Source organism: Salinimicrobium xinjiangense DSM 19287 (assembly GCF_000423585.1).
Taxonomy (GTDB): Bacteria; Bacteroidota; Bacteroidia; order Flavobacteriales; family Flavobacteriaceae; genus Salinimicrobium; species Salinimicrobium xinjiangense.
The window spans coordinates 139201-159114 of record NZ_KE384055.1 but is presented as its reverse complement, the minus strand read 5'-3'; the positions used below and the strand labels follow the sequence as shown (position 1 = coordinate 159114).

The 19914-nt window shown below is 38.2% G+C and carries 18 protein-coding genes; 16 read left to right on the top strand and 2 right to left on the bottom strand.

Annotated elements, in window-relative coordinates; genetic code table 11:
- Positions 1-231: 231 nt before the first annotated feature.
- Positions 232-1575, bottom strand: coding sequence for an FAD-dependent oxidoreductase (locus G564_RS0115090; RefSeq protein ID WP_029038390.1), 1344 nt, complete (start codon positions 1573-1575; stop codon positions 232-234).
- Positions 1576-2039: 464 nt separating this feature from the next.
- Here G564_RS0115090 and G564_RS20375 point away from each other — a divergent pair, with 464 nt between their 5' ends.
- The 4 genes from G564_RS20375 to G564_RS20740 all read left to right on the top strand — a co-directional run bounded on the left by G564_RS20375 (position 2040) and on the right by G564_RS20740 (position 5297).
- Complete coding sequence (locus G564_RS20375; protein WP_029038389.1) at positions 2040-2195, top strand: lmo0937 family membrane protein; 156 nt, start codon at positions 2040-2042, stop codon at positions 2193-2195.
- Between the two features lie 567 nt (positions 2196-2762).
- A complete protein-coding gene (locus G564_RS0115070) occupies positions 2763-3521 on the top strand; it encodes an SDR family oxidoreductase (RefSeq protein ID WP_029038388.1) in 759 nt (252 codons plus the stop codon).
- Between the two features lie 569 nt (positions 3522-4090).
- Entirely contained in the window at positions 4091-4735 is a 645-nt protein-coding gene (locus G564_RS0115060) for a hypothetical protein (RefSeq protein WP_029038386.1), read from the top strand.
- Positions 4736-5081: 346 nt separating this feature from the next.
- Positions 5082-5297, top strand: coding sequence for a four helix bundle protein (locus G564_RS20740; RefSeq protein WP_245583704.1), 216 nt, complete (start codon positions 5082-5084; stop codon positions 5295-5297).
- A gap of 79 nt (positions 5298-5376) precedes the next feature.
- Here the strand turns inward: G564_RS20740 and G564_RS20915 are convergent, their stop codons facing one another.
- Complete coding sequence (locus tag G564_RS20915) at positions 5377-5448, bottom strand: hypothetical protein (protein ID WP_394330248.1); 72 nt, start codon at positions 5446-5448, stop codon at positions 5377-5379.
- Between the two features lie 148 nt (positions 5449-5596).
- Here G564_RS20915 and G564_RS0115055 point away from each other — a divergent pair, with 148 nt between their 5' ends.
- The 12 genes from G564_RS0115055 to asnB all read left to right on the top strand — a co-directional run bounded on the left by G564_RS0115055 (position 5597) and on the right by asnB (position 19880).
- Positions 5597-6073: a UpxY family transcription antiterminator gene (locus G564_RS0115055; RefSeq protein WP_029038385.1), complete on the top strand. Its 477-nt coding sequence runs from the start codon at positions 5597-5599 to the stop codon at positions 6071-6073.
- A 559-nt stretch (positions 6074-6632) separates the two neighbouring features.
- A complete protein-coding gene (locus G564_RS0115050) occupies positions 6633-8033 on the top strand; it encodes a nucleotide sugar dehydrogenase (protein WP_029038384.1) in 1401 nt (466 codons plus the stop codon).
- A 2-nt stretch (positions 8034-8035) separates the two neighbouring features.
- A complete protein-coding gene (locus G564_RS0115045; protein WP_037374115.1) occupies positions 8036-8617 on the top strand; it encodes an acyltransferase in 582 nt (193 codons plus the stop codon).
- A complete protein-coding gene (locus G564_RS0115040) occupies positions 8610-9722 on the top strand; it encodes a DegT/DnrJ/EryC1/StrS family aminotransferase (protein WP_037374113.1) in 1113 nt (370 codons plus the stop codon). Before G564_RS0115045 ends, G564_RS0115040 begins: the two co-directional genes overlap by 8 nt.
- Positions 9719-10696: a Gfo/Idh/MocA family protein gene (locus G564_RS0115035; protein WP_029038381.1), complete on the top strand. Its 978-nt coding sequence runs from the start codon at positions 9719-9721 to the stop codon at positions 10694-10696. The genes G564_RS0115040 and G564_RS0115035 overlap by 4 nt, the downstream gene beginning before the upstream one ends.
- Before the next feature lie 72 nt (positions 10697-10768).
- The gene (locus G564_RS0115030) at positions 10769-11812 is read left to right on the top strand and encodes a sugar-transfer associated ATP-grasp domain-containing protein (RefSeq protein WP_084625656.1); all 1044 of its coding nucleotides are present in this window, start codon (positions 10769-10771) and stop codon (positions 11810-11812) included.
- A gap of 107 nt (positions 11813-11919) precedes the next feature.
- Positions 11920-13155: a lipopolysaccharide biosynthesis protein gene (locus G564_RS0115025; RefSeq protein ID WP_029038379.1), complete on the top strand. Its 1236-nt coding sequence runs from the start codon at positions 11920-11922 to the stop codon at positions 13153-13155.
- Positions 13156-13323: 168 nt separating this feature from the next.
- Positions 13324-14430, top strand: a complete 1107-nt coding sequence (locus G564_RS0115020) for an O-antigen ligase family protein (RefSeq protein WP_169578139.1) — start codon at positions 13324-13326, stop codon at positions 14428-14430.
- Positions 14423-15532: a glycosyltransferase gene (locus G564_RS0115015; protein WP_029038377.1), complete on the top strand. Its 1110-nt coding sequence runs from the start codon at positions 14423-14425 to the stop codon at positions 15530-15532. The genes G564_RS0115020 and G564_RS0115015 overlap by 8 nt, the downstream gene beginning before the upstream one ends.
- Before the next feature lie 155 nt (positions 15533-15687).
- A complete protein-coding gene (locus tag G564_RS0115010) occupies positions 15688-17055 on the top strand; it encodes a phenylacetate--CoA ligase family protein (protein ID WP_029038376.1) in 1368 nt (455 codons plus the stop codon).
- Entirely contained in the window at positions 17052-18020 is a 969-nt protein-coding gene (locus G564_RS0115005) for a glycosyltransferase family 4 protein (protein WP_029038375.1), read from the top strand. Before G564_RS0115010 ends, G564_RS0115005 begins: the two co-directional genes overlap by 4 nt.
- Before the next feature lie 6 nt (positions 18021-18026).
- Positions 18027-19880: an asparagine synthase (glutamine-hydrolyzing) gene (gene asnB / locus G564_RS0115000; RefSeq protein WP_029038374.1), complete on the top strand. Its 1854-nt coding sequence runs from the start codon at positions 18027-18029 to the stop codon at positions 19878-19880.
- Positions 19881-19914 lie beyond the last annotated feature (34 nt).

Here is a 19914-nt window from a genome sequence, read left to right as displayed (position 1 = left end):
TGACAATGGATGATTTGTCATTCCGACGACAGGAGGAATCTCATCCTGTTGCTCCGTGCGGATTTCACCGCTTAATCAGATGAGACCCTTCCTGCGTCAGGGTGACAAAATAGTGTTCAGTGGTCGGTGATCATTGGTCAGAAAGAAAAGAATTAAGAGAAATGAGCCAACAGCTAAAAGCTAAAAGCCAATTGCTTTTACAACTACCGTCCACCGTCTACAGACTTTCAATTATTTTTCCAGCAACTCCAGCATCTTCTGCTCCACTTCCGGGGAATCCCACTTCTCCTCTATTTCAGGTATTTTCATCACTTCATCCATGATCGCGGCTTGTTGGTCGCCTAATTTCAGAGCTTCAGCATAAGGGGCTTCAGAAAAAGTTACCCGGGAATAGACGGGGATCCATTGTTCAGGATGTTTTTCAGCAAAACGTTTTTCTATTTTTTTCCGAAGCAAAAATTGTTCGTCGGCAGTTTTACTGCTCATCTCGAGGAAATTGCGGTAACTGAGTTCGGCAACAGCATCGGCATTTGGCTTCCGGAGTTGCTGATAGTGCTTAAAGATTTGCTCCCAGTCATCTCCATATTCTTCTTCGAGTCGGCTGAGTTCAGAAATATCTTCGAAGCCGGCGTTCATCCCCTGTCCGTAAAAAGGAACTATAGCATGAGCTGCATCGCCTACCAAGGCAATTTTGTCGTAATAGGTCCAGGGATAACATTTCACCGTCACCAGGGCGCTGGTTGGATTTTTAAAGAAATCACGCGTTAGATTCGAGATCTCATGTTGAATATCGGGAAAAAATTCACTAAAGAAATTCTCGGCAGCAGCTTCGGTAGTAATAGTCTCAAAAGAATTTTCTCCTTCAAACGGCAGGAAGAGTGTACAGGTAAAACTCCCATCGAGGTTGGGCATAGCGATCAACATAAATTTTCCCCGGGGCCAGATGTGGAAGGAATTCTTGTCCAGTTTATGAGTGCCGTCCTCATTCGCAGGGATGCGCAGTTCTTTATACCCGACATCCAGAAAGTGCTGGGAATAATTGAACCTGCTTTGGCGTTGCATTTTGTGACGCACACGGGAAAAAGCACCGTCGGCACCAAAGATCAGATCGTAATCGTACTCCTCCCAGTTTCCTTTTTCAGATTCCCCGGTATAGAGTTTTGCCTCGGACAGATCTACTTCCCATACTTTTTCTTCAAACCTGAATTCGGCGCCGGCAGCCTCTGCCAGGTCGATCATTTTACGGTTAAGCACTCCGCGGGAAATTGAATAAATTGCCTCTCCTTCCTTTCCGTAATTTTGAAAATATACCGGACTGCTATTTATGTGCATTGCCCTACGGTACAAAGGAATGGCAAGTTTTCTCACCTCCTCCTCTACTCCGGCCTCTCGCAGAGCTTTCCAACCTCGATTGGACATTGCAAGGTTAATGGAACGTCCGGAGAATTCCACGGTCCGAATATCGGGCCGCCGGTCAAAGACCGTGACTGTATGTCCTTTTTGTCTCAGGTGAAGGGCGAGGAGAGATCCCACTAGTCCCGTGCCTACTATGGCAATATTTTTCTTCTGCTGCATGTTGGGTACGAATTTACTATTTTTTATAGTATTGAGTAGTTAGTATTGAGTAGTGAGATTTAGGGGTTTGTCGTTTATTGTTTTTTGTCTATGGTTTTTGGTTGTCAATTAAAAAGCTACTGGCTATTGGCCTTTGGATTTAAACTTTTTGATGTGATGGAGTGATGAAGTGATGGAGTACAAAATTCAATTAGAACTCATCCTCTCCCCACCCCCCTCCGCGGCGGGCAGGCTTTCCGGAGGGGAGGGAGTAGACCTGCTTTAATCTTGAATTTTGAATCCTGAATCCTGAATCGCCGCTACGCGGCGCCGTTAAACCTCCGTTAAAGTAGATTTTTGTTAAAGAAGCTTTCGTACATTTATTTATTGCTTTGTAGGAAACTAACTGAATCCTTGGATCAGAGCAGGTATTTTAACCAATAAAACCTAACCAGCAATCTTTTGATTGCATAAAACTATCAATTATGAGAGATTTAGTATGGCTTATTATCGTTTTACTGATCATTGGTTGGTTGATCGGCTATTTCGCCTTTCCTGACCTTGGAAGTATCATTCACATTCTGATCGTGATCGCGGTGATCCTGATCATTTACAAATTACTGACAGGAAGGAGCCTGTAAAGTTTTTACAGGTCACAGAATAAGAGGCCGCCCCGGTAAGTACTGAGAAGAATTTCTGAATCTGCCTTTTTAAAGCGGCTTCTAATTTTCTTGTCCGTATTTGGGGCGGTCTCTCCCATTTTGGGAAGGTAGATTTACGAAGGTAGAAGGAAGTAGGCAGTGCGCAGTAGTTAGTAGGCAGTTATTTCTAAAATAAGCTGTTGGCTGTTAGCTGTTAGCTGTTGGCTTTTGAAGATTAATTGTGGTGACGGAGTGACGGAGTGACGGAGTGATGGAGTGATGGAGTGATGGAGTGACGGAGTGATGGAGTGACGGAGTGACGGAGTGATGGAGTGATGGAGTGATGGAGTAAGAAAGTGATGCGGGTTACGTATTGCGGGTTCTGTCATCTCGACAGAGCATTTTCTTTCGTCAGAAAGGAAGTGTGACGAGAGATCTCACCATTTGAACTATTAGACGTTGGCCATTAGCCTTGTCAAGGATTGGAATCCGCGCCAGCGGAAGCTTAAGTGAGACCGAGTCTTGGCTCTAGACTCAAATATACAATATTCAATATACATTAAAAACATGTGGAACTTAAAAGGACAAACAGCAATAATCACCGGCGGCTCTAAGGGCATAGGTCGGGCGACGGTATCGGAATTTCTCAAGCTCGGGGCAGAGGTGCTTTATACCGGCCGGAATGCAGATGATATTCTGAAGGTAGAAGATGAATTCACCGCTGCCGGACATTCCGTAAAAGGAATTGTAGCAAATGTAACTATAGCAGAGGATCGTCAAAAGATCATCAATTGGGCAGAAAATAACTGGAAGGCAGTAACCATCCTGGTGAATAATGCCGGAATGAACATCCGCAAAAAAGCCATGGATTTTACCGAGGACGAATACCGGCAGGTTGTTGAAACGAACCTCATGTCCCCATTTCTTCTTGCAAGGGAACTATACCCTTTTCTGAAGAAATCGGGTAACGGTAAGATCATCAATGTAGCCTCGGCAGCCGCTACTCAGGATGTAGGCACGGGAACACCCTATGCCATGTCAAAAGCCGGACTCCTGCAGCAAACCCGCAGTCTGGCGGTAGAATGGGCAAGAGACAACATCCGTGTCAACGCCGTCTCTCCCTGGTACACCCGCACTCCGCTGACAGATTCTGTACTAAACGACGACAAGCGTAAGGAGATGATCCTCCGTCGCACTCCGCTGCACCGCATCGCCGAACCCGAAGAAATCGCCTCTATAATCGCATTTTTAGCAATGGATAAATCCTCTTTCATTACGGGTCAAACCATAGTCGCAGATGGGGGAATGAGTGTGAAGGCCTTGTGAAGTTAGAATTACGACTTTAGAAGTACGAAGTTTTTATGAGTTATGAGTTCAGAAAAACAGTTGCCCGTTGCCGGTTACCAGTTTTTTCGGTTTACCGTTTCCGTTTAATGTTTTTCTTATTTCAACCTGATCACTGAATACTGAGCACTGAACACTAAAATTGTCATCTCGACAGAGCATTTTCTTTCGGCAGAAAGAGGATGCGACGAGAGATCTCATTATTTTTAGCTATTGGTTGTTGGCCTTTTGCTGTTAGCCTCTAACTTTTTTTTGAGACCCTTCTGCGGCCTTTGCGCTTAACCTCTGCGCCCTTCGCGAGAAAGGATTCCGGGTTCAAAATTCAAGATTCAAGATTGCTCCTGATAACAAGAAAGTTCCAGGATCTCTTTGTGATCTTAAAATTTAAACTTTGTGAGCTTTGTGTGAAATTAAAGACAAATTTTTTCTGCGAGGATCCGCGAAATCTGCGGGAAACAGAAGTTACCCACCTTTTCAAAGTCGCAAATTTTCAAATCCTCAAATTCAACTGACAGTTTCATTATCTTTACAAGTACTAACCAATATTCAAAATGAAAAATCTCCTCCTCCCCCTCCTTGTATTTATGCTCCTGATTTCCTGCAACAATCAGAAACAAGAACAAACCATCATTCAAAAAATAGCCGAAGCAAACGGCATAGAAAACTTTGATGACATCAAAGAGCTCCGCTACACTTTCAACGTCAGAGTCAATGACACCCTCAGAACCAGCAGGGCCTGGACGTGGCGACCACAGGAGAAAACCGCTACTTTAACCACACCCGACAGCACCGTCACCTATAACTACGAGACAGAAGCTGCGCAACACGAAAAAACCGATCAGCGGTTCATTAACGATCAGTACTGGTTCCTATTTCCCTTTCACCTGGTGTGGGATGAAATGGAATGGGAGCACTCTGAGGAAGCCACAGCGCCTATCAGCGGCGAACAAATGCAGAGCGTCACCGTCACCTATCCCGACGGCGCCGGCTATACTCCGGGAGATGTGTACGAGATCTACTTTGGAGATGATCACATGATCAGAGAGTGGGTCTATTTATCCGGCGGCAGCAGGGAACGTCCTTTCGCCACCACCTGGGAAGATTACGAGGAGCAAGGGGGAATCAAAGTTGCTACTTTGCACCGGAGTGAGGATGGGAGTTTTGAATTGTTTTTTACTGACGTGAGTATTGAGTAGTGAGTAGTTAATTAAGGATTGGTGATTAGGGATTGGTGACTAGTGATTAGTGATTAGTGATTAGTGATTAGTGATTAGTGAAATTTAAAGAATATTTATTTTTTCCGCTTTTCTAATTAACCATTCTCCAATTAACTAATTAACCGATTAACCAATCACAATTAACCAATTAACCAATTAACTAAAAAGAAATGGCTGAAAATTTTGAGAAGCTTCAATGTTGGCAGGTGTGTACGATCTGAAGGTCTATATCAGACAGCAGGTACTCCCTTCTCTGCCAAAGATGGAGCGTTATGAATTATAATACAGCCAATTATTAAGAGCTTCAAGATCAGCTACGGCAAATATAGCAGAAGGTTGGGGTAGATATCATTACAAAGAGAACATCAAATTTTTACTAAACGCCCGGGGCTCGGTAGCGGAGATCCTCGATCATGCGTTGGAAGCAAGAGCGTGGAACTATATTTCGGATGAGATTCTGCAAAATATAAGACTCCAAACCGACTCCAGTATTAAACTCATTAACGACTATATAAAATACCTCAGAAAGCAAGGAGAATAAGGATTAGGGATTGGATTAGGGATTAGGGATTAGGGATTAGGAAACTAATACAATTAACCAATCCCCAATTAACCAATCCCTAATTAACCATTCCCCAATTAACCATTCCCCAATTAACCAATCCCCAATTAACCATTCCCCAATTAACCAATCCCCGATTAACCAATCACCAATTAACCAATCACCAAATAGCTAATTAACCATTTTTTCCTATTTTTGTTCTTCTAAGGAAGATGCTCTTCCATTCACAACTTTGCTTCCCTACCGCAGAGTAAATAAATCACAGACTAGAGAGATAAATGAACTGGTACGCCCTGTACACAAAATCACGGTGGGAGAAAAAGGTTGCTAAAGAACTGGAGGAAAATGGAATAGAAGCCTATTGCCCCCAGGTCACGGAAGTCCGTCAATGGAGTGACAGGAAAAAGAAAGTCATTTCTCCCCTTTTTAAATCCTATGTTTTTGTGCACCTGGAGGAAAAGGACCGCTCAAAAGTTTTTGACATTCCCGGTGTGGTACAATATCTCTTCTGGCTTGGCAAACCCGCAGTTATAAGAGAGGTGGAGATTGACACTATTAAATCCTGGCTTGAAGACGAGCGGGTGGAAGAAATTGAAGTCAGCCATCTCTCCCCCGGTGACCAACTCACTATTGCCAAGGGAAGTTTTCAGGGAAAGCAGGCAAAGATTCTACAGATAGGGAAAAAGCGTCTCCGGCTGATTTTAAAAAATCTGGGGCTGGTAGTAAATATCAAGGTTTCTGAAGTTTTGGAGTAAATTTTTCTCCGGTAGCACATTTCTTGTCCTCATTAGTCTTTTTATCTACACCTAACCTTCTAAATTTCTATTTAGTAACATAGGAAACTTCCCACTTCAGACTACTATTCCTTCATGACTTTTTAGATCGGCTTGCCATTTATATCTATAATTTATTGTTAAAGAAACAGCTCAGGAATCGATCTCAGTTAACATTTCCACCTTCTCACAAATTACGGTTTCCCGTAAAACACCTCTATTTTATGGGTTTGTTGATAAAACTTCTAAAGTTTTAACATTAACAATTTGTCTTAAAGTAAAGTTAAGAAATACATTTGCAGCGCGGTACTGAATTACTCCCATTCATCGGGTTTTTAGCGCCTTTAACCGAACTGAAGCTCATAATAGACTGTGACTCAGAGCGGCGGAGCCATGCCGCGAAGCGGCATTTAAGGTTCAAAGTTTAAAGTTCCAGGTTGTTTTAACAGGCAACCGACAACTCACAACCGACAACGTACAGCATCACTCATAACCCTTAACTTGCCTACAGCCCCTACCTCCCAAGGCACCACAATATAACATGAATACAGAAACACCTAAAATCGCCGTAATAGGCCTCGGCTATGTAGGTCTTCCTTTAGCAAGATTGTTTGCCACAAAATATCCCGTAATTGGATTTGATATTAATGCCAAGCGGGTTGACGAACTACAGAAAGGACATGATTCCACTTTAGAGGTGGAAGATGAGGTTTTACAGGCAGTATTGCTTAAAAAATATCCATTGCCTATTGAACTTCCTAGGGAAGTAGAAGAACTTGCCATCGCCGGACACTGGGAAAAACCAACAAGGTTGAATGGCAGCATTAAGGAGGCAAAACCGACAACCGACAACTCACAACCCACAACAGGCTTATATATAAGCCGAGACCTCGGCGACATCCAGGACTGTAATTATTATATCATCACCGTACCGACTCCCGTAGACAAAAACAACCGCCCTGACCTTACTCCACTTTACAAATCAAGCGAGAGTGTTGGTAGAGTTCTGAAAAAAGGAGACATTGTGATCTATGAATCCACGGTATATCCCGGAGCAACCGAGGAAGAGTGCATTCCGGTACTGGAGGAATTTAGTAACCTCAAATTCAATGAAGATTTCTTCGTGGGCTATTCTCCCGAGCGCATTAACCCAGGAGATAAGGAGCATACAGTAGAGAAAATATTAAAAGTAACCTCAGGTTCGACTCCCGAAATAGGAAAAAGGGTAGATGATCTATATGCTTCTGTAATCACCGCCGGAACCCATCTTGCTCCCACCATAAAAGTAGCCGAAGCAGCCAAAGTAATCGAAAACTCCCAACGTGATATTAATATCGCTTTTGTAAACGAGCTGGCCAAGATCTTCAATAGAATGGGCATAAATACTAATGATGTTCTGGAAGCCGCAGGTACTAAATGGAACTTCCTTCCTTTCAGACCGGGACTGGTTGGCGGACACTGTATTGGAGTAGATCCGTACTACCTGGCACAAAAAGCGCAGGAATTGGGTTACCACCCGGAGATCATCCTGGCGGGAAGACGCATGAACGACTCCATGGGGCAATATGTAGCCTCAGAGGTAATAAAATTGATGCTGCAAAATGACTTGAAGGTAAAAGGTGCCAACATCCTGGTACTGGGGATCACCTTTAAGGAAAACTGTCCCGATGTAAGAAACACTAAAGTTGTAGATCTGATAAGGGAGTTACAATCCTACGAAACCAATGTGACTATTTATGATCCTTTAGCTAGTCCTGCTGAAGTGAAAAATGAATACAACCTTGCAACCACTAATATTTTACCCGAGGCTAAATTTGATGCTGTGGTTTTGACTGTGGCACATAAAGAATTCCTACAATTGAAACTTGCCCCCTTGAAAAAAACAGGTGCTGTAGTTTATGACGTGAAAGGAATTTTAGAAGAAGCTGATAATAAATTATAAATATGAGCGAAGACTTTTTTGCACATCCTACCGCTGTAATTGACAAAGGTTGTGAAATTGCCAAAGGAGTGAAAATTTGGCATTTTTCGCACCTCATGCCGAATTGTAAAATTGGGGAGCGCTGTAATATTGGACAAAACGTGGTGATCTCTCCGGATGTTATTCTCGGAACAAACGTAAAAGTTCAGAACAATGTCTCTATCTATACGGGAGTAATTTGTGAGGATGACGTATTTCTAGGACCTTCAATGGTATTTACTAATGTTATAAACCCGAGAAGTGCGGTTAACCGAAAAGCAGAGTATGCAAAGACCACAGTTAAAAAAGGAGCGTCGATAGGCGCAAATGCAACTATTGTCTGTGGAAATGATATTGGAAAATATGCATTTATTGGTGCCGGTGCGGTAGTGACTAAAACCATTCCGGATTACGCCCTTGTAGTTGGAAATCCTGCCAAACAAATTGGCTGGGTGAGCGAGTATGGACATAAGCTTCAATTCGATGAACAAGGAATAGCTCAGTGCCCGGAGACAAAGGAAAAATATCAAATAAAAAACAACGCTGTCATTAAAATTGATGAATAATACAATCACCTCAATAGATTTCGCCAATCTCCCTATGGCTTATGAAGAGCACAAAGAAGAGCTTGATATCGCAATAGCAGAAGTGCTAAAAAATGCCAATTACATCATGGGTGAGCCTGTGAGAGAGTTGGAGGAAAAGCTGGAAAGATTTACAGGAGCTAAACATGCCATAACCTGTTCCTCTGGAACAGATGCTCTTTTACTTGCTCTTATGGCAATTGATATTCAGCCCGGAGATGAAGTTATAACCACTCCCTTCACTTTCATAGCAACTGCTGAAACTATTGCATTTTTAAAAGCTAAACCTGTCTTTGTTGATATAGAAGAGGATACATATAATATCGATCCATCAAAAATAGAAGATAAGATCACTTCTAGAACAAAAGCAATTATTCCTGTTTCCATTTTTGGACAAGTGGCGGATATGGACCAAATAAATAAAATTGCTGCCAAGCATTACTTATTTGTGATTGAAGATGCTGCTCAAAGCTTTGGAGCAACTTATAAAGCAAAAAGAAGTTGCAACCTGAGCACCTTTGCCTGCACGAGTTTCTTCCCGGCAAAGCCATTAGGATGTTTTGGAGATGGCGGGGCTGTTTTTACAAGTGACGAGAAATTTGCAGAGAAAATGAAGAGTCTCCGTCTCCACGGGCAGACCGAACGCTACTTTCATAAGTACATAGGTATGGGAGGTAGACTGGATACACTTCAAGCTGCAGTTCTTAATGTGAAAATGAACCATTATGAAAAAGACATTATCAACAGGCAAAGAGTAGCTGAAGGATACACTTCATTAATACAGGGCGCAGTTAAGGTTCCTAAAGTTGCTGCAGAAAATTCATCTGTTTGGGCTCAATATTCTGTACGAGTGCAAAATAGGGCCGAAGTAGTGACTAAATTAAAAGCAGCTGGCATTCCCACCGCAATTCATTATCCACGGCCACTTCACCTTCAGGAATGTTTTAAATATTTTGAATATCAAGATGGGGATTTCCCTTTGGCAGAAAAAATTTCCGAGGAGATTCTAAGCCTGCCAATGAATCCCTATTTGTCAGAAGAAGAAATACAATTCATTTCAAATCAACTAAAAACCGCTATACAATGAAAAATTTTGCTTTGATCGGTGCTGCAGGTTATATAGCACCCCGTCATTTAAAAGCTATTAAAGACACTAATAATAATTTAATAGCGGCACTCGACAAATTTGATTCCGTGGGAGTAATGGATAGTTACTTCCCAGAAGCGGATTTCTTTGTGGAGTTCGAAAGATTTGATCGACATATTGAAAAACTTCACAGGCTAAGAAACATAGAATTAGATTACGTGAGTATCTGCACCCCAAATTATCTCCATGACTCTCATATAAGAATGGCTCTTCGTAGAGGAGCAGATGCTATTTGTGAAAAACCTCTTGTTCTAAACCCTTGGAACATTGATGCCCTTGCAGAAATAGAAAAAGAAACCGGAAATCAAATTTTCTCTATTCTTCAGTTGCGTCTTCACCCCAGCATAATAGCGTTAAGAGAAAAAGTGAAGAAAGGTCCCAAGGACAAGATTTATGATGTTGATCTCACTTATCTAACTTCCAGAGGACATTGGTACTATACATCCTGGAAAGGTGATAAGGATAAATCTGGTGGAATTGCTACTAACATTGGAGTTCATTTTTACGATATGTTAGGCTGGATTTTCGGAGAAGTGAAAGAAAATAAGGTACATATACATACTCACGACAGGGCAGCGGGATATCTGGAATTTGAACAAGCTAGAGTCAGATGGTTTCTCTCTATAAATTATAACACTATTCCTTCGGAAGTTCAAAATATTGGACAGAGAACTTATCGATCAATTAAAGTCGAAGGAGAAGAAATTGAATTCAGTAACGGATTTACTGATCTTCACACTGAAAGTTATAAGGATATTTTAAATGGAAAAGGTTTTGATCTACAGGACGCTAAACAATCTATAGAAATTGTACATGGCATAAGAAATGATGGTCTTGCTCCTATCCAAGGAGAATACCATCCCCTGATAAAATTAGCTCAATCAAAGCATCCTTTTGAATCTACAACAACTTAACCCAAATTATCTTTATTACCTCTTCATGGTAATGTATTGCGTCTCAATTCCCACAGAATACTTATTAAATCGATGAAAGCACAGATAAAAAATTTAGTTAATAAAACGAACAACTATAACTATCATCGCAAACATAAAAGAATTGCAGAAAAAATTCTAAAAGATATTGAGGGGGAAAAAGGTAAGACGCCTCGTAGAATTATTAAATTGGCTGACGATTATGCTTCTGAAATTTTGGGATGGAGAGGTTATGCCCCTTGGCTTTACGTTTATTCTGCAATAAACGAAAAGTTTTTAGATGGATGGATTCCAGATAACTATTACGGTAAAATAGTAGTACCAGCACTAAAAGGTGATCAAGGTAAAATCTCTGACATGAAATCTTTTACACAAAAAATCTTTAACAGCTCTTATTTTCCTGACATTGCTTTCCATATAAATGGTCTGTGGTTTAATTATAAATATGAGGTTATTAAAGAGGAAATTGTAGAAAAAATAATTTTCCGGCACAATACCCATACCGTGTATAAAATTGATAATTCCGTACAAGGTAAGGGTGTATATTTTTTTAACAAAAATAATTTTGACCTTAACAAGGTAAAAAAGCTAGGAAATGGAGTTTTCCAAAAGTTAATTATTCAACATCCTTTTTTTCAGGAGATAATGCCTTCTTCCGTGGCAACACTGCGAGTTACAACAGTTGTCGATGACTCGGGTTCAATATCAGTACGATCTTGTTACTTAAGAGTTGGAAGAAAATTTGAAACACATGTTCAATCACATTCCCATATTCGGATACCAGTCAATGTCAAAAGTGGAAAATTTGAAAAGTATGGTTATCTTAATAACTGGAGTTCAATTGAAAAACATCCTGACACTAATGTATTGTTTTCCGAACTACAATTACCTCGATTCCAAAGTTTAATTTCTACTGCTAAGCATCTTCACAGCACCCAACCTTTTGTACGATGTATTGGGTGGGACATGATTATTGATATTGATGAAAACGTACAGGTGATGGAGTACAATGGCAACCATAACGATATCAAATTTTCAGAAGCAACACAAGGACCATGTTTTTCGGATTTGAACTGGGAGAGGCTTTGGCAGAAATAATTTTAAAAAATTATTTGTCGCCCCTTGAAAAAAGTTTCTTATTCCATTGTTGAGATTAAAGACTAAAGTATTTTTTCAAAAATTAAACCGAAATTCTAAAAAATACAATGGCAACAATGAAAGCAAAGGGACTATTGTTTAATTTAACCAGTCGTCTGGGGTTGGTGACCATAGGAAGATTTCTTGCCTTTTTCACAATTCCAATTATTTCAAGAGCACTTGGGCCAGAACAATATGGAGTTTATTCTTTTGCTATTGCAGTAGCCAATTATGGTTTCCTTCCAGCTGACTGGGGATTCTTAGCCAAAGGTATTCGTGATGTTGCTAAACTACCTTCTAAATCGGCGCAAATTGCATCTGATATTTTATCATCACGTTTAACACTCTATCTATTAGGCGGTATAATAATTATTTTTTTTACCACTGTTATTTATGGTTTCAGTCTATTTAATCTTTATATACTGATGGCCATTCTCACTAATTTCGGTCTTGCTATTACCTTGGATTTCTTTTTTTATGGAAGAAAAGACACGTTCACCCCTAGCGCAATTCACCTCTTAGGCCAGTTTATATTCTTACTGCTCGTTTATGTTTTTGTTGAAAATGAAAATGATCTCTTGATTTTAATGACCATAAACATTTTTTACCGTCTTCTTGAAAGTCTTATACTTATAGTACTGTTCAAAAAAGAACAAACTCTCGAAATTTCATTCCCATCAAAGAAAGCTATACCATTATTTAAAGATAACTTTTTTCTGGGTTTAGGAGCAAAGGGAACTTTTTTCCAAAACTCCTTTCCTATTTTGGTTATACCTTTTTTCCTTAGCACAGAGGATCTTGGAATTTATTCAGCTACCTTTAAGGTTTTTATGGTTAGCAGCTTGATGCTACAGTCAATGAATCTGGTATTTTCTCCGTGGATTGTTGAGTCGAAAACTGAAAAAAATTCTTCGAAGAAATTAAAACTTTTCAACAAGTTAGTTATTGGATATTTCATCAGCGGAATCTTAGGGGGATTATTTCTATATTTTATTGGGCCCCTCTTTCTCAAGTTATTGTTTGGCAGCGAATTTTCCTCTTCCCAGAATCTTATTAGAACCTTTAGCATTTACTTAGTTCCAATTTGGCCAATTTATATGATTCTCGTGGGATATATGAACAATTTTGAAAAGGACAGGACATTTTTTCTCGGCTCACTGTTCCAGATTACTACTATTACTATTCTCGTTCCAATATTCTTATTTTTTCAGGAACTCAATGGAGTAATTTACGGATTAGCATCTTCTACAACGATTGTCTCACTATTCTATTATTTACACCTTCAGAGGGAATTAAAGAGCTAACAAAAAATGTTGAAAAAGATCAATACGTCATTTATAATACTCTCAACAGGTTTTTTTGGGTTATTCAATTTTGGTACAGATCGTATATTTTTAGGGGTAAACAGTTTAGACTTTTTCCTGATATTCTTAAATATAATGTTTTTACATTATTTCCTGAATTTTCACCAAATGAGAAAAATCGTCTTAAAAAAACCTCTACGCTTTTTGACTTTCATCTATGCAGTGATTATTGTGATATTTTTGACAATGCCGTTGAGGGGAGAAATTTCCATTCTAGATTCTATTAAAGTAGGTAGAGATTTTCTCATACTGCCCTTGGCCTTTTTAATTTCATATGATGTCTGGAAAAAGAACAACCTAAGGTATTATAAGAAGCTTGTTTTTTTTATCGCTTCCATAACATCTATCCAAATACTGCTTAACGCATTTGATCCAGAACTAATATCAGGAATCTTTGAACATGTAAGAGCAAAAGAAGGTACGAAATATGGCATGCAGCGAAATCACTTCTTGTCAAAAAGCATGCTGTTCCCTCACCTGGGATTATTAATAATATCTTGGCAACTCCTGAATAAAAGATATAAGAAAATTTATTTATTTTTTTTCATTCTTTTCTTCTTTGGAAGCGCGTTACAAGGTTTCAGATCTTATTTTTTAGGCACTATTTTAGTACTTGTTTTTCTTCTCCTAAAGTACTGGGACTATCGAAAAACTGGCAAAACCCTAGTACTGTTATTATTTTTACCTTTGTTGTTTGCTGCTGATCAAGCATTACTTGGACAGCAAATCTCAGTCAAATTCACGACTATATTTTTGGATCTTGAAAAAGAAGAAGGGAGCACTCTTCAGGGGAGGCAAAAACGAGATCGTTTATCTATTATACCACGATTACAAGAAAGGCCTATTCTTGGTTGGGGTTTTATTCACCATTCTTCTCCTTATGGGCAAAAACTGGGAATAAAAAGCAATGATGAAGAGGACCAAAGAATCAGCGGCTTTTATTCCATTGACTCTGGATACTTAACATTATTAATGTATTTCGGGGTATTTGGCTCCATAATTATATTATGGCTTTTTGTTAGGCTTTTATGGCTTTTAAAGAGAGATATCAATGAAGAAAATTTCTTTACCGTAGCTTTTAGCTCCATTCTATTACTGGCTCTTTTAACTCATGGAGGGATATTTTCGGATTTTGGTTTAGTTCCGTTATGTATATGTTTTGGCCTTTCAAATATGAGGTACTCAACAAATCTTCAAAAACATCTTTATGCGTAGTTCTCAACCACTATTATTTTTCCTCTTTCATTATAACAAAGGAGGAGGTGCAGAATGGGTTATAACTAACCTAGCAAATCAAATGGTACAAATGGGAATCAAAGTAACAATTCTGTCGGTAAAAGAAGGGACCATGTTTGAAGAATTAAACAGTGGAGTTAAAATAAAAAAATACAATGGAAATTACTGGAAAGCTTTCATCGGTCTTATAAAGGAATTAAGAAATCAACACTATTCCGTCTTGTTTACAACTCAAAGAGTAGCAGCAATATTCGCATATTTTGCAAATTTATTGAGTTTCAAAAAAACAAATCATATAGTGAGAGAAGCTGGCAGTAATTTTAATTTTGCATTTGAAAACCATAATTGGTTTCAAAAAAAACTCTATAGATTTCTTTATAGAATCAGCTATAATAAAGCGTACAAAGTTATTGTTAACTCAGAAGCTACAAAAAAGGATTTAATTCGGTCCGGCATAATTCCTAAAGAAAAACAAAATGTTTTTCAAATTAATAATCCCTTAGACTTAGATAGAATTAGAGAAAAAGCTAATTTAAAGGAATTTCCAATCACAAATTTTAAAGAAAAAACGATAGTCAGTATTGGACGATTAATTCCTTATAAGAAAATGGATCTTGTAATAAGAGCCTTCCATCATGTTATTAAGGAAGATCAAACAACCCAACTAATCATTGTTGGTAGCGGTTCCGAAGAAGAGCATTTAAAGAACCTTGTTGGCGAATTAAAAATAACTCCTCATGTGACTTTCACTGGATATATACCTAATCCATACCCAATTTTAAGAGATGCTGATTTGTTTATTCTCGCTTCAAGGAGAGAGGGATTTGGAATGGTTGTAGCGGAAGCTTTAACTTTAGGAATCCCCGTAATAGTTGGAGACTATAAGGACTCAGGACCTGTAAATATTATTCAGAATGGAAAGTACGGAAGCCTTTTTGAGCCTGATAATATTGAGGACCTCGTTGCTTGTATAAAAAGGAATTTGTCTAAGAACCATAATATCTCAAAATTAATAGAACGATCTTCAGATTTTGATATGCGGAAGATAACCAATGAATACATTTCTGTAATTTTCTCTTGATATCCCATTTTGACTATCCCAGATGGAAGGAATTATTTCAACTATCTTTTCACGAAGTTTCTCGTACTGCTGCAAACCATTTAAATCAAAACTTTCCCTAGCCTAAGTTATGTGTAAAACGTGAAGTAGTGCTCTTTATAACTGGATATAAACTCATGAGAAAAACATTGTCCAAAACCGTAGGTTACCCTTTACAGGATAAAGTAAAAGGAACAAAAATATTAGAAACTTTAAATTTTTTGAGGGATAGTCAATCTTGGGATCAGGACAGGATAAGAAACTATCAGAATGAAAAATTGAAATCTCTGGTGAACCATGCTTATAAGAATGTTCCTTTTTATCGTGATACTTTTAATGAGCTTAAATTAAGTCCATCTGACATTAAAACGCAAGATGATCTTTATAAAATTCCAGTTCTGACAAAGGAAATAGCGAGGAGAGAAAATCACCGGCTACTGGTAAAGAATCATAGCTCTCTAGGAAAGATAAAAAAAGGAAAAACTGGTGGAACAACTGGGTCTCCTTTGCTGATATATAAGGATGTTACTGATAGATCCTTCACGTGGGCCTCATATTATCGCTGGTTTGAATGGATGGGAATTAATTATTATGATAAAAAATCTACTTTATGGGGTGCAAAAACCGTTTTATCGCAATCAACAAAATCAAAATTTAAAGACAAGGCAACAAATTTCCTCCTGAATGAAAAAACAGTGAATACCTTTGACAATAACGAAAAGAATTGGAAGAAAACCTATGACGAAATCTCTCGTTTTCAACCTTCTATATTAAAAGGTTATCTCTCTTCTCTTATTGAATTTGCTCATTTTATTGAGAAAAATAACCTAAACACGCTTAAGCCTGAAGTTCTTTCCTCTACAACTGAAACACTGCTTCCTCACAACAGAGAATTTCTTCAAAAAATTTTTAAGGCTCCAATTTTTGATCAATATGGATGTGGCGAGATTAATGGCATTGCTTACGAGTGTTCGGCACATGATGGGTTGCACATAACTGAAGAACATTGTATAGTTGAAATCCAAAATAATGGGAGCAATGTCATTCAGGGAGAATCAGGAAATTTAGTTATTACTAATCTTGACAACTACGTGATGCCTGTTATACGTTATGAGAATGGAGATCGTTCTTCTTTATCGACTAAAAAATGTAGCTGCGGCATAAACCATTCCAGGTTAAATTCCATTGAAGGTAGAACTGCTGACACTATTGTTCTGAAAAATGATGTTCATGTACATGCTGTTTTTTTTACTGATATTTTTTATGAACTAGGAATTTTCACTGATAAAGTACAACGATTTCAAGTTATTCAGACTAAGGTTGGGCAGATAATTCTAAAGTTGGAATGTCAAAAAAATCTAGAGGATCATAAAGAAAAACAGTTGAGGATAGCACTGAAGAGGTTTTTCAGCAATGTCGAGATCCTTCAAGTTGTAAAAATTGAAAATTCGAAGAATGGAAAGTTCCGGAATATTATAAATGAAGTTTCCAAAACTGGTAAATGAGAATTCTTTTTTTAAGTAGTGGAAATTCCGATAAGGGAATTTCTCCCATTTTTCTTCGCCAGGGAGAATCAATATCTAAATTAGGTCCTGAAATTGTCTATTTTTCCATAAGGGGGAAAGGCTTAAAGGGATATATGAAAAATATGTTTGCTGTACGACGTTCCTTGAAAACATCAGAGTATGATGTGGTCCATGCACATTACGGACTAACTGGTATTATTGCTCTTTTGTCTGTGCGAAAGGAAAAAGTAGTAATATCTTTTATGGGTGATGATATTTGTGGCTCCAATTCTTCAAGTGGAAAGGTGACCGTCATTAGCCGTTATTTATCTCTTCTAAATTCCTTTCTGGCGGGAACATTCTATGACCAGTGTATCGTGAAATCGGAAGAAATGTTTTTGAAGATCAAAAGACCAGAGAAAACAGTCATAATACCCAATGGAGTAGATCTGAAATGTTTCAGGCCTCTGGATAAATTCTCAGCAAGACAAGAACTTGAAATTTCTCACGACAAAAAGGTACTTCTATTTGCTTCAGATCCTTCTCGCCCAGAAAAGAATTTCGATTTGGCTAGAAAATCAATTTCCTTGCTCGAGAATAACAAGATTGAAATTATCCCCCTAGTGGGAATATCTCAGGACAAACTTGTAAAGCTTTATAATGCTGCTGATGTCCTTCTTCTTTCCTCCTTCCATGAAGGATCTCCAAATGTAATAAAAGAAGCCATGGCCTGTAATTGTCCAATAGTCTCAACCAAAGTGGGAGACGTTAATTGGGTTATGCAGGATACAGAAGGTTGTTTTATTAGCTCTTTTGACCCCAAAGAGTATTCCGAAAAAATTAAAGCAGCCCTTCTCTTTTCTAAAATTAAAGGCCGTACTCAAGGAAGAAAACGAATTTTGGATCTGAAATTAGATTCACAATCGGTTGCAGAAAAAATTATAAAAATTTACCATAATATATAAGAATCCATGTGCGGAATTTGCGGTGTAATAAATATTGATAAAAATAAAATTGTAAAAGAAAGCGACATTAAAGGAATGATGGCGGTTATGAAACACCGAGGTCCTGATGACGAAGGTACATTTATAAATAATAATGTGGGCTTGGGATTTGTTCGACTAAGCATCATTGACCTTTCCCCTGCAGGACATCAACCTTTTAAAAGTACAGACGGAAGATTTATTATGGTTTTTAATGGAGAAATCTTTAATTATATAGAATTAAAGGATGAACTAAAAAAGGAAGGTTATTTTTTTAAAACAGAAACAGATACCGAAGTACTGTTCAATGCATACCTGCATTGGGGAGAAAGTGTACTGCATAGGTTGAACGGGATGTGGGCTTTTGCAATCTACGACACTTTTGAAGAAACTATTTTCTTCGCACGCGACAGGTTCGGAATTAAGCCTTTTTACTACAGCCTTACAGAAAATAATTTAATTTTTGCTTCCGAAATTCCTCCTATTTTGGAAATTTTGAAAAAAAAACCTACTCCTAATTATGATGTAGTATTCGACTTTCTGGTGTATAATAAAACAGAACATTCTGAAAAAACTTTTTTTTCGGAAGTAAACAAATTGATGCACGGTCATTCTATAAAACTTGATTTGAAGAAAAAGAAGCGCAACTTGTCTATCTATATCAATAAATGGTATAACATAAACAGCAGGGTGAAAAATGCCAGGCCCTTTTGCTCTCCTGATGACTATAAACAAGCCTTTGAGTCGGCTATAGACCTGCGATTAAGGAGCGACGTACCAGTGGGTGTTAGCTTTAGTGGCGGATTGGACTCCTCCGCAATTACTTCAGTTGTCATAGACACTTTTAAAAAAAATGATTTGAATACTTTTTCAGCCGTCTATGATAAATCTTTTTCTGGTGATGAATCAAAATTCATGAAGCTTTATGACGATAAACCCGGGCGTAGACATTATACAACTCCATCTGCAGAATCTCTCTTAGATGATTTAGATGAGTTCATTAGCTGTCATGCGGAGCCCGTTCCAACAACTTCGCCATACGCTCAATATAAGATCATGGAACTAGCTTCTAAAAATGTGGTCGTTACTTTAGATGGACAAGGAGCAGATGAACAACTTGCAGGATATCATTATTTCTTCGGCTTTTATTTTAAGGATTTACTTAAACAGGGCAAATTCACCTCTTTAAACAGAGAGATTTATTCTTATTTAAAGATACATAAAAGTACTTTCGGTCTAAAAACTTTTTTATTCTTTTTATTACCAAAAACGACACGTACAAAATTAAAAGTTAGTGAACTTGGCTACATCACCTCAGAATTTGCGAAGAGACATAATAAGACAAATATAATCTCAGATTATTTATACGCTTCTAATAGTCTACAAGAGGCCTTGGTGAATCATTTTGAGTACAAGCTAGAACATTTATTAAAGTGGGAAGATCGTAACTCTATGCATTTTTCCTTAGAAGCAAGAGTACCTTTTCTAGATTACCGTTTGGTAGAAAGAACTCTAGCGACAAATTCAAAGGAAATAATAAAAAATGGAATGACTAAAAATTTACTTCGGGAATCAATGAAAGGTGTTGTTCCAGAAGAAATAAGAATGCGTGTCGACAAAGAAGGGTACTCCACACCTCAAGATGAATGGTTCAGGTCAAAAGAATGGGAAGAAAAAATTTGGGATATACTGAAGAGCGATAGTTTTAAATCACGGAATATTTTTAATGTGAATAGGACTCAGCAAATGTTTAAGGAACATTTGAATAGAGAAAAAAACCTTGCTAAAGAATTGTGGAAATGGATTCACCTGGAACTGTGGTTCAGGAAATACATCGATTGAGCCTGTTCTGCATCTTATTCTTTATCATCTCAAA

Bases quoted from the DNA above. Each gene is read 5' to 3' on its own strand.
- asnB (WP_029038374.1), top strand. From the start codon at position 18,027: ATGTGCGGAATTTGCGGTGTAATAAATATTGATAAAAATAAAATTGTA.
- G564_RS0115030 (WP_084625656.1), top strand. From the start codon at position 10,769: ATGAAAGCACAGATAAAAAATTTAGTTAATAAAACGAACAACTATAAC.
- G564_RS0115035 (WP_029038381.1), top strand. From the start codon at position 9,719: ATGAAAAATTTTGCTTTGATCGGTGCTGCAGGTTATATAGCACCCCGT.
- G564_RS0115045 (WP_037374115.1), top strand. From the start codon at position 8,036: ATGAGCGAAGACTTTTTTGCACATCCTACCGCTGTAATTGACAAAGGT.
- G564_RS20375 (WP_029038389.1), top strand. From the start codon at position 2,040: ATGAGAGATTTAGTATGGCTTATTATCGTTTTACTGATCATTGGTTGG.
- G564_RS0115010 (WP_029038376.1), top strand. From the start codon at position 15,688: ATGAGAAAAACATTGTCCAAAACCGTAGGTTACCCTTTACAGGATAAA.
- G564_RS0115025 (WP_029038379.1), top strand. From the start codon at position 11,920: ATGGCAACAATGAAAGCAAAGGGACTATTGTTTAATTTAACCAGTCGT.
- G564_RS0115070 (WP_029038388.1), top strand. From the start codon at position 2,763: ATGTGGAACTTAAAAGGACAAACAGCAATAATCACCGGCGGCTCTAAG.
- G564_RS0115060 (WP_029038386.1), top strand. From the start codon at position 4,091: ATGAAAAATCTCCTCCTCCCCCTCCTTGTATTTATGCTCCTGATTTCC.
- G564_RS0115005 (WP_029038375.1), top strand. From the start codon at position 17,052: ATGAGAATTCTTTTTTTAAGTAGTGGAAATTCCGATAAGGGAATTTCT.
- G564_RS0115090 (WP_029038390.1), bottom strand. From the start codon at position 1,575: ATGCAGCAGAAGAAAAATATTGCCATAGTAGGCACGGGACTAGTGGGA.
- G564_RS0115020 (WP_169578139.1), top strand. From the start codon at position 13,324: ATGAGAAAAATCGTCTTAAAAAAACCTCTACGCTTTTTGACTTTCATC.
- G564_RS0115050 (WP_029038384.1), top strand. From the start codon at position 6,633: ATGAATACAGAAACACCTAAAATCGCCGTAATAGGCCTCGGCTATGTA.
- G564_RS0115015 (WP_029038377.1), top strand. From the start codon at position 14,423: ATGCGTAGTTCTCAACCACTATTATTTTTCCTCTTTCATTATAACAAA.
- G564_RS0115055 (WP_029038385.1), top strand. From the start codon at position 5,597: ATGAACTGGTACGCCCTGTACACAAAATCACGGTGGGAGAAAAAGGTT.
- G564_RS0115040 (WP_037374113.1), top strand. From the start codon at position 8,610: ATGAATAATACAATCACCTCAATAGATTTCGCCAATCTCCCTATGGCT.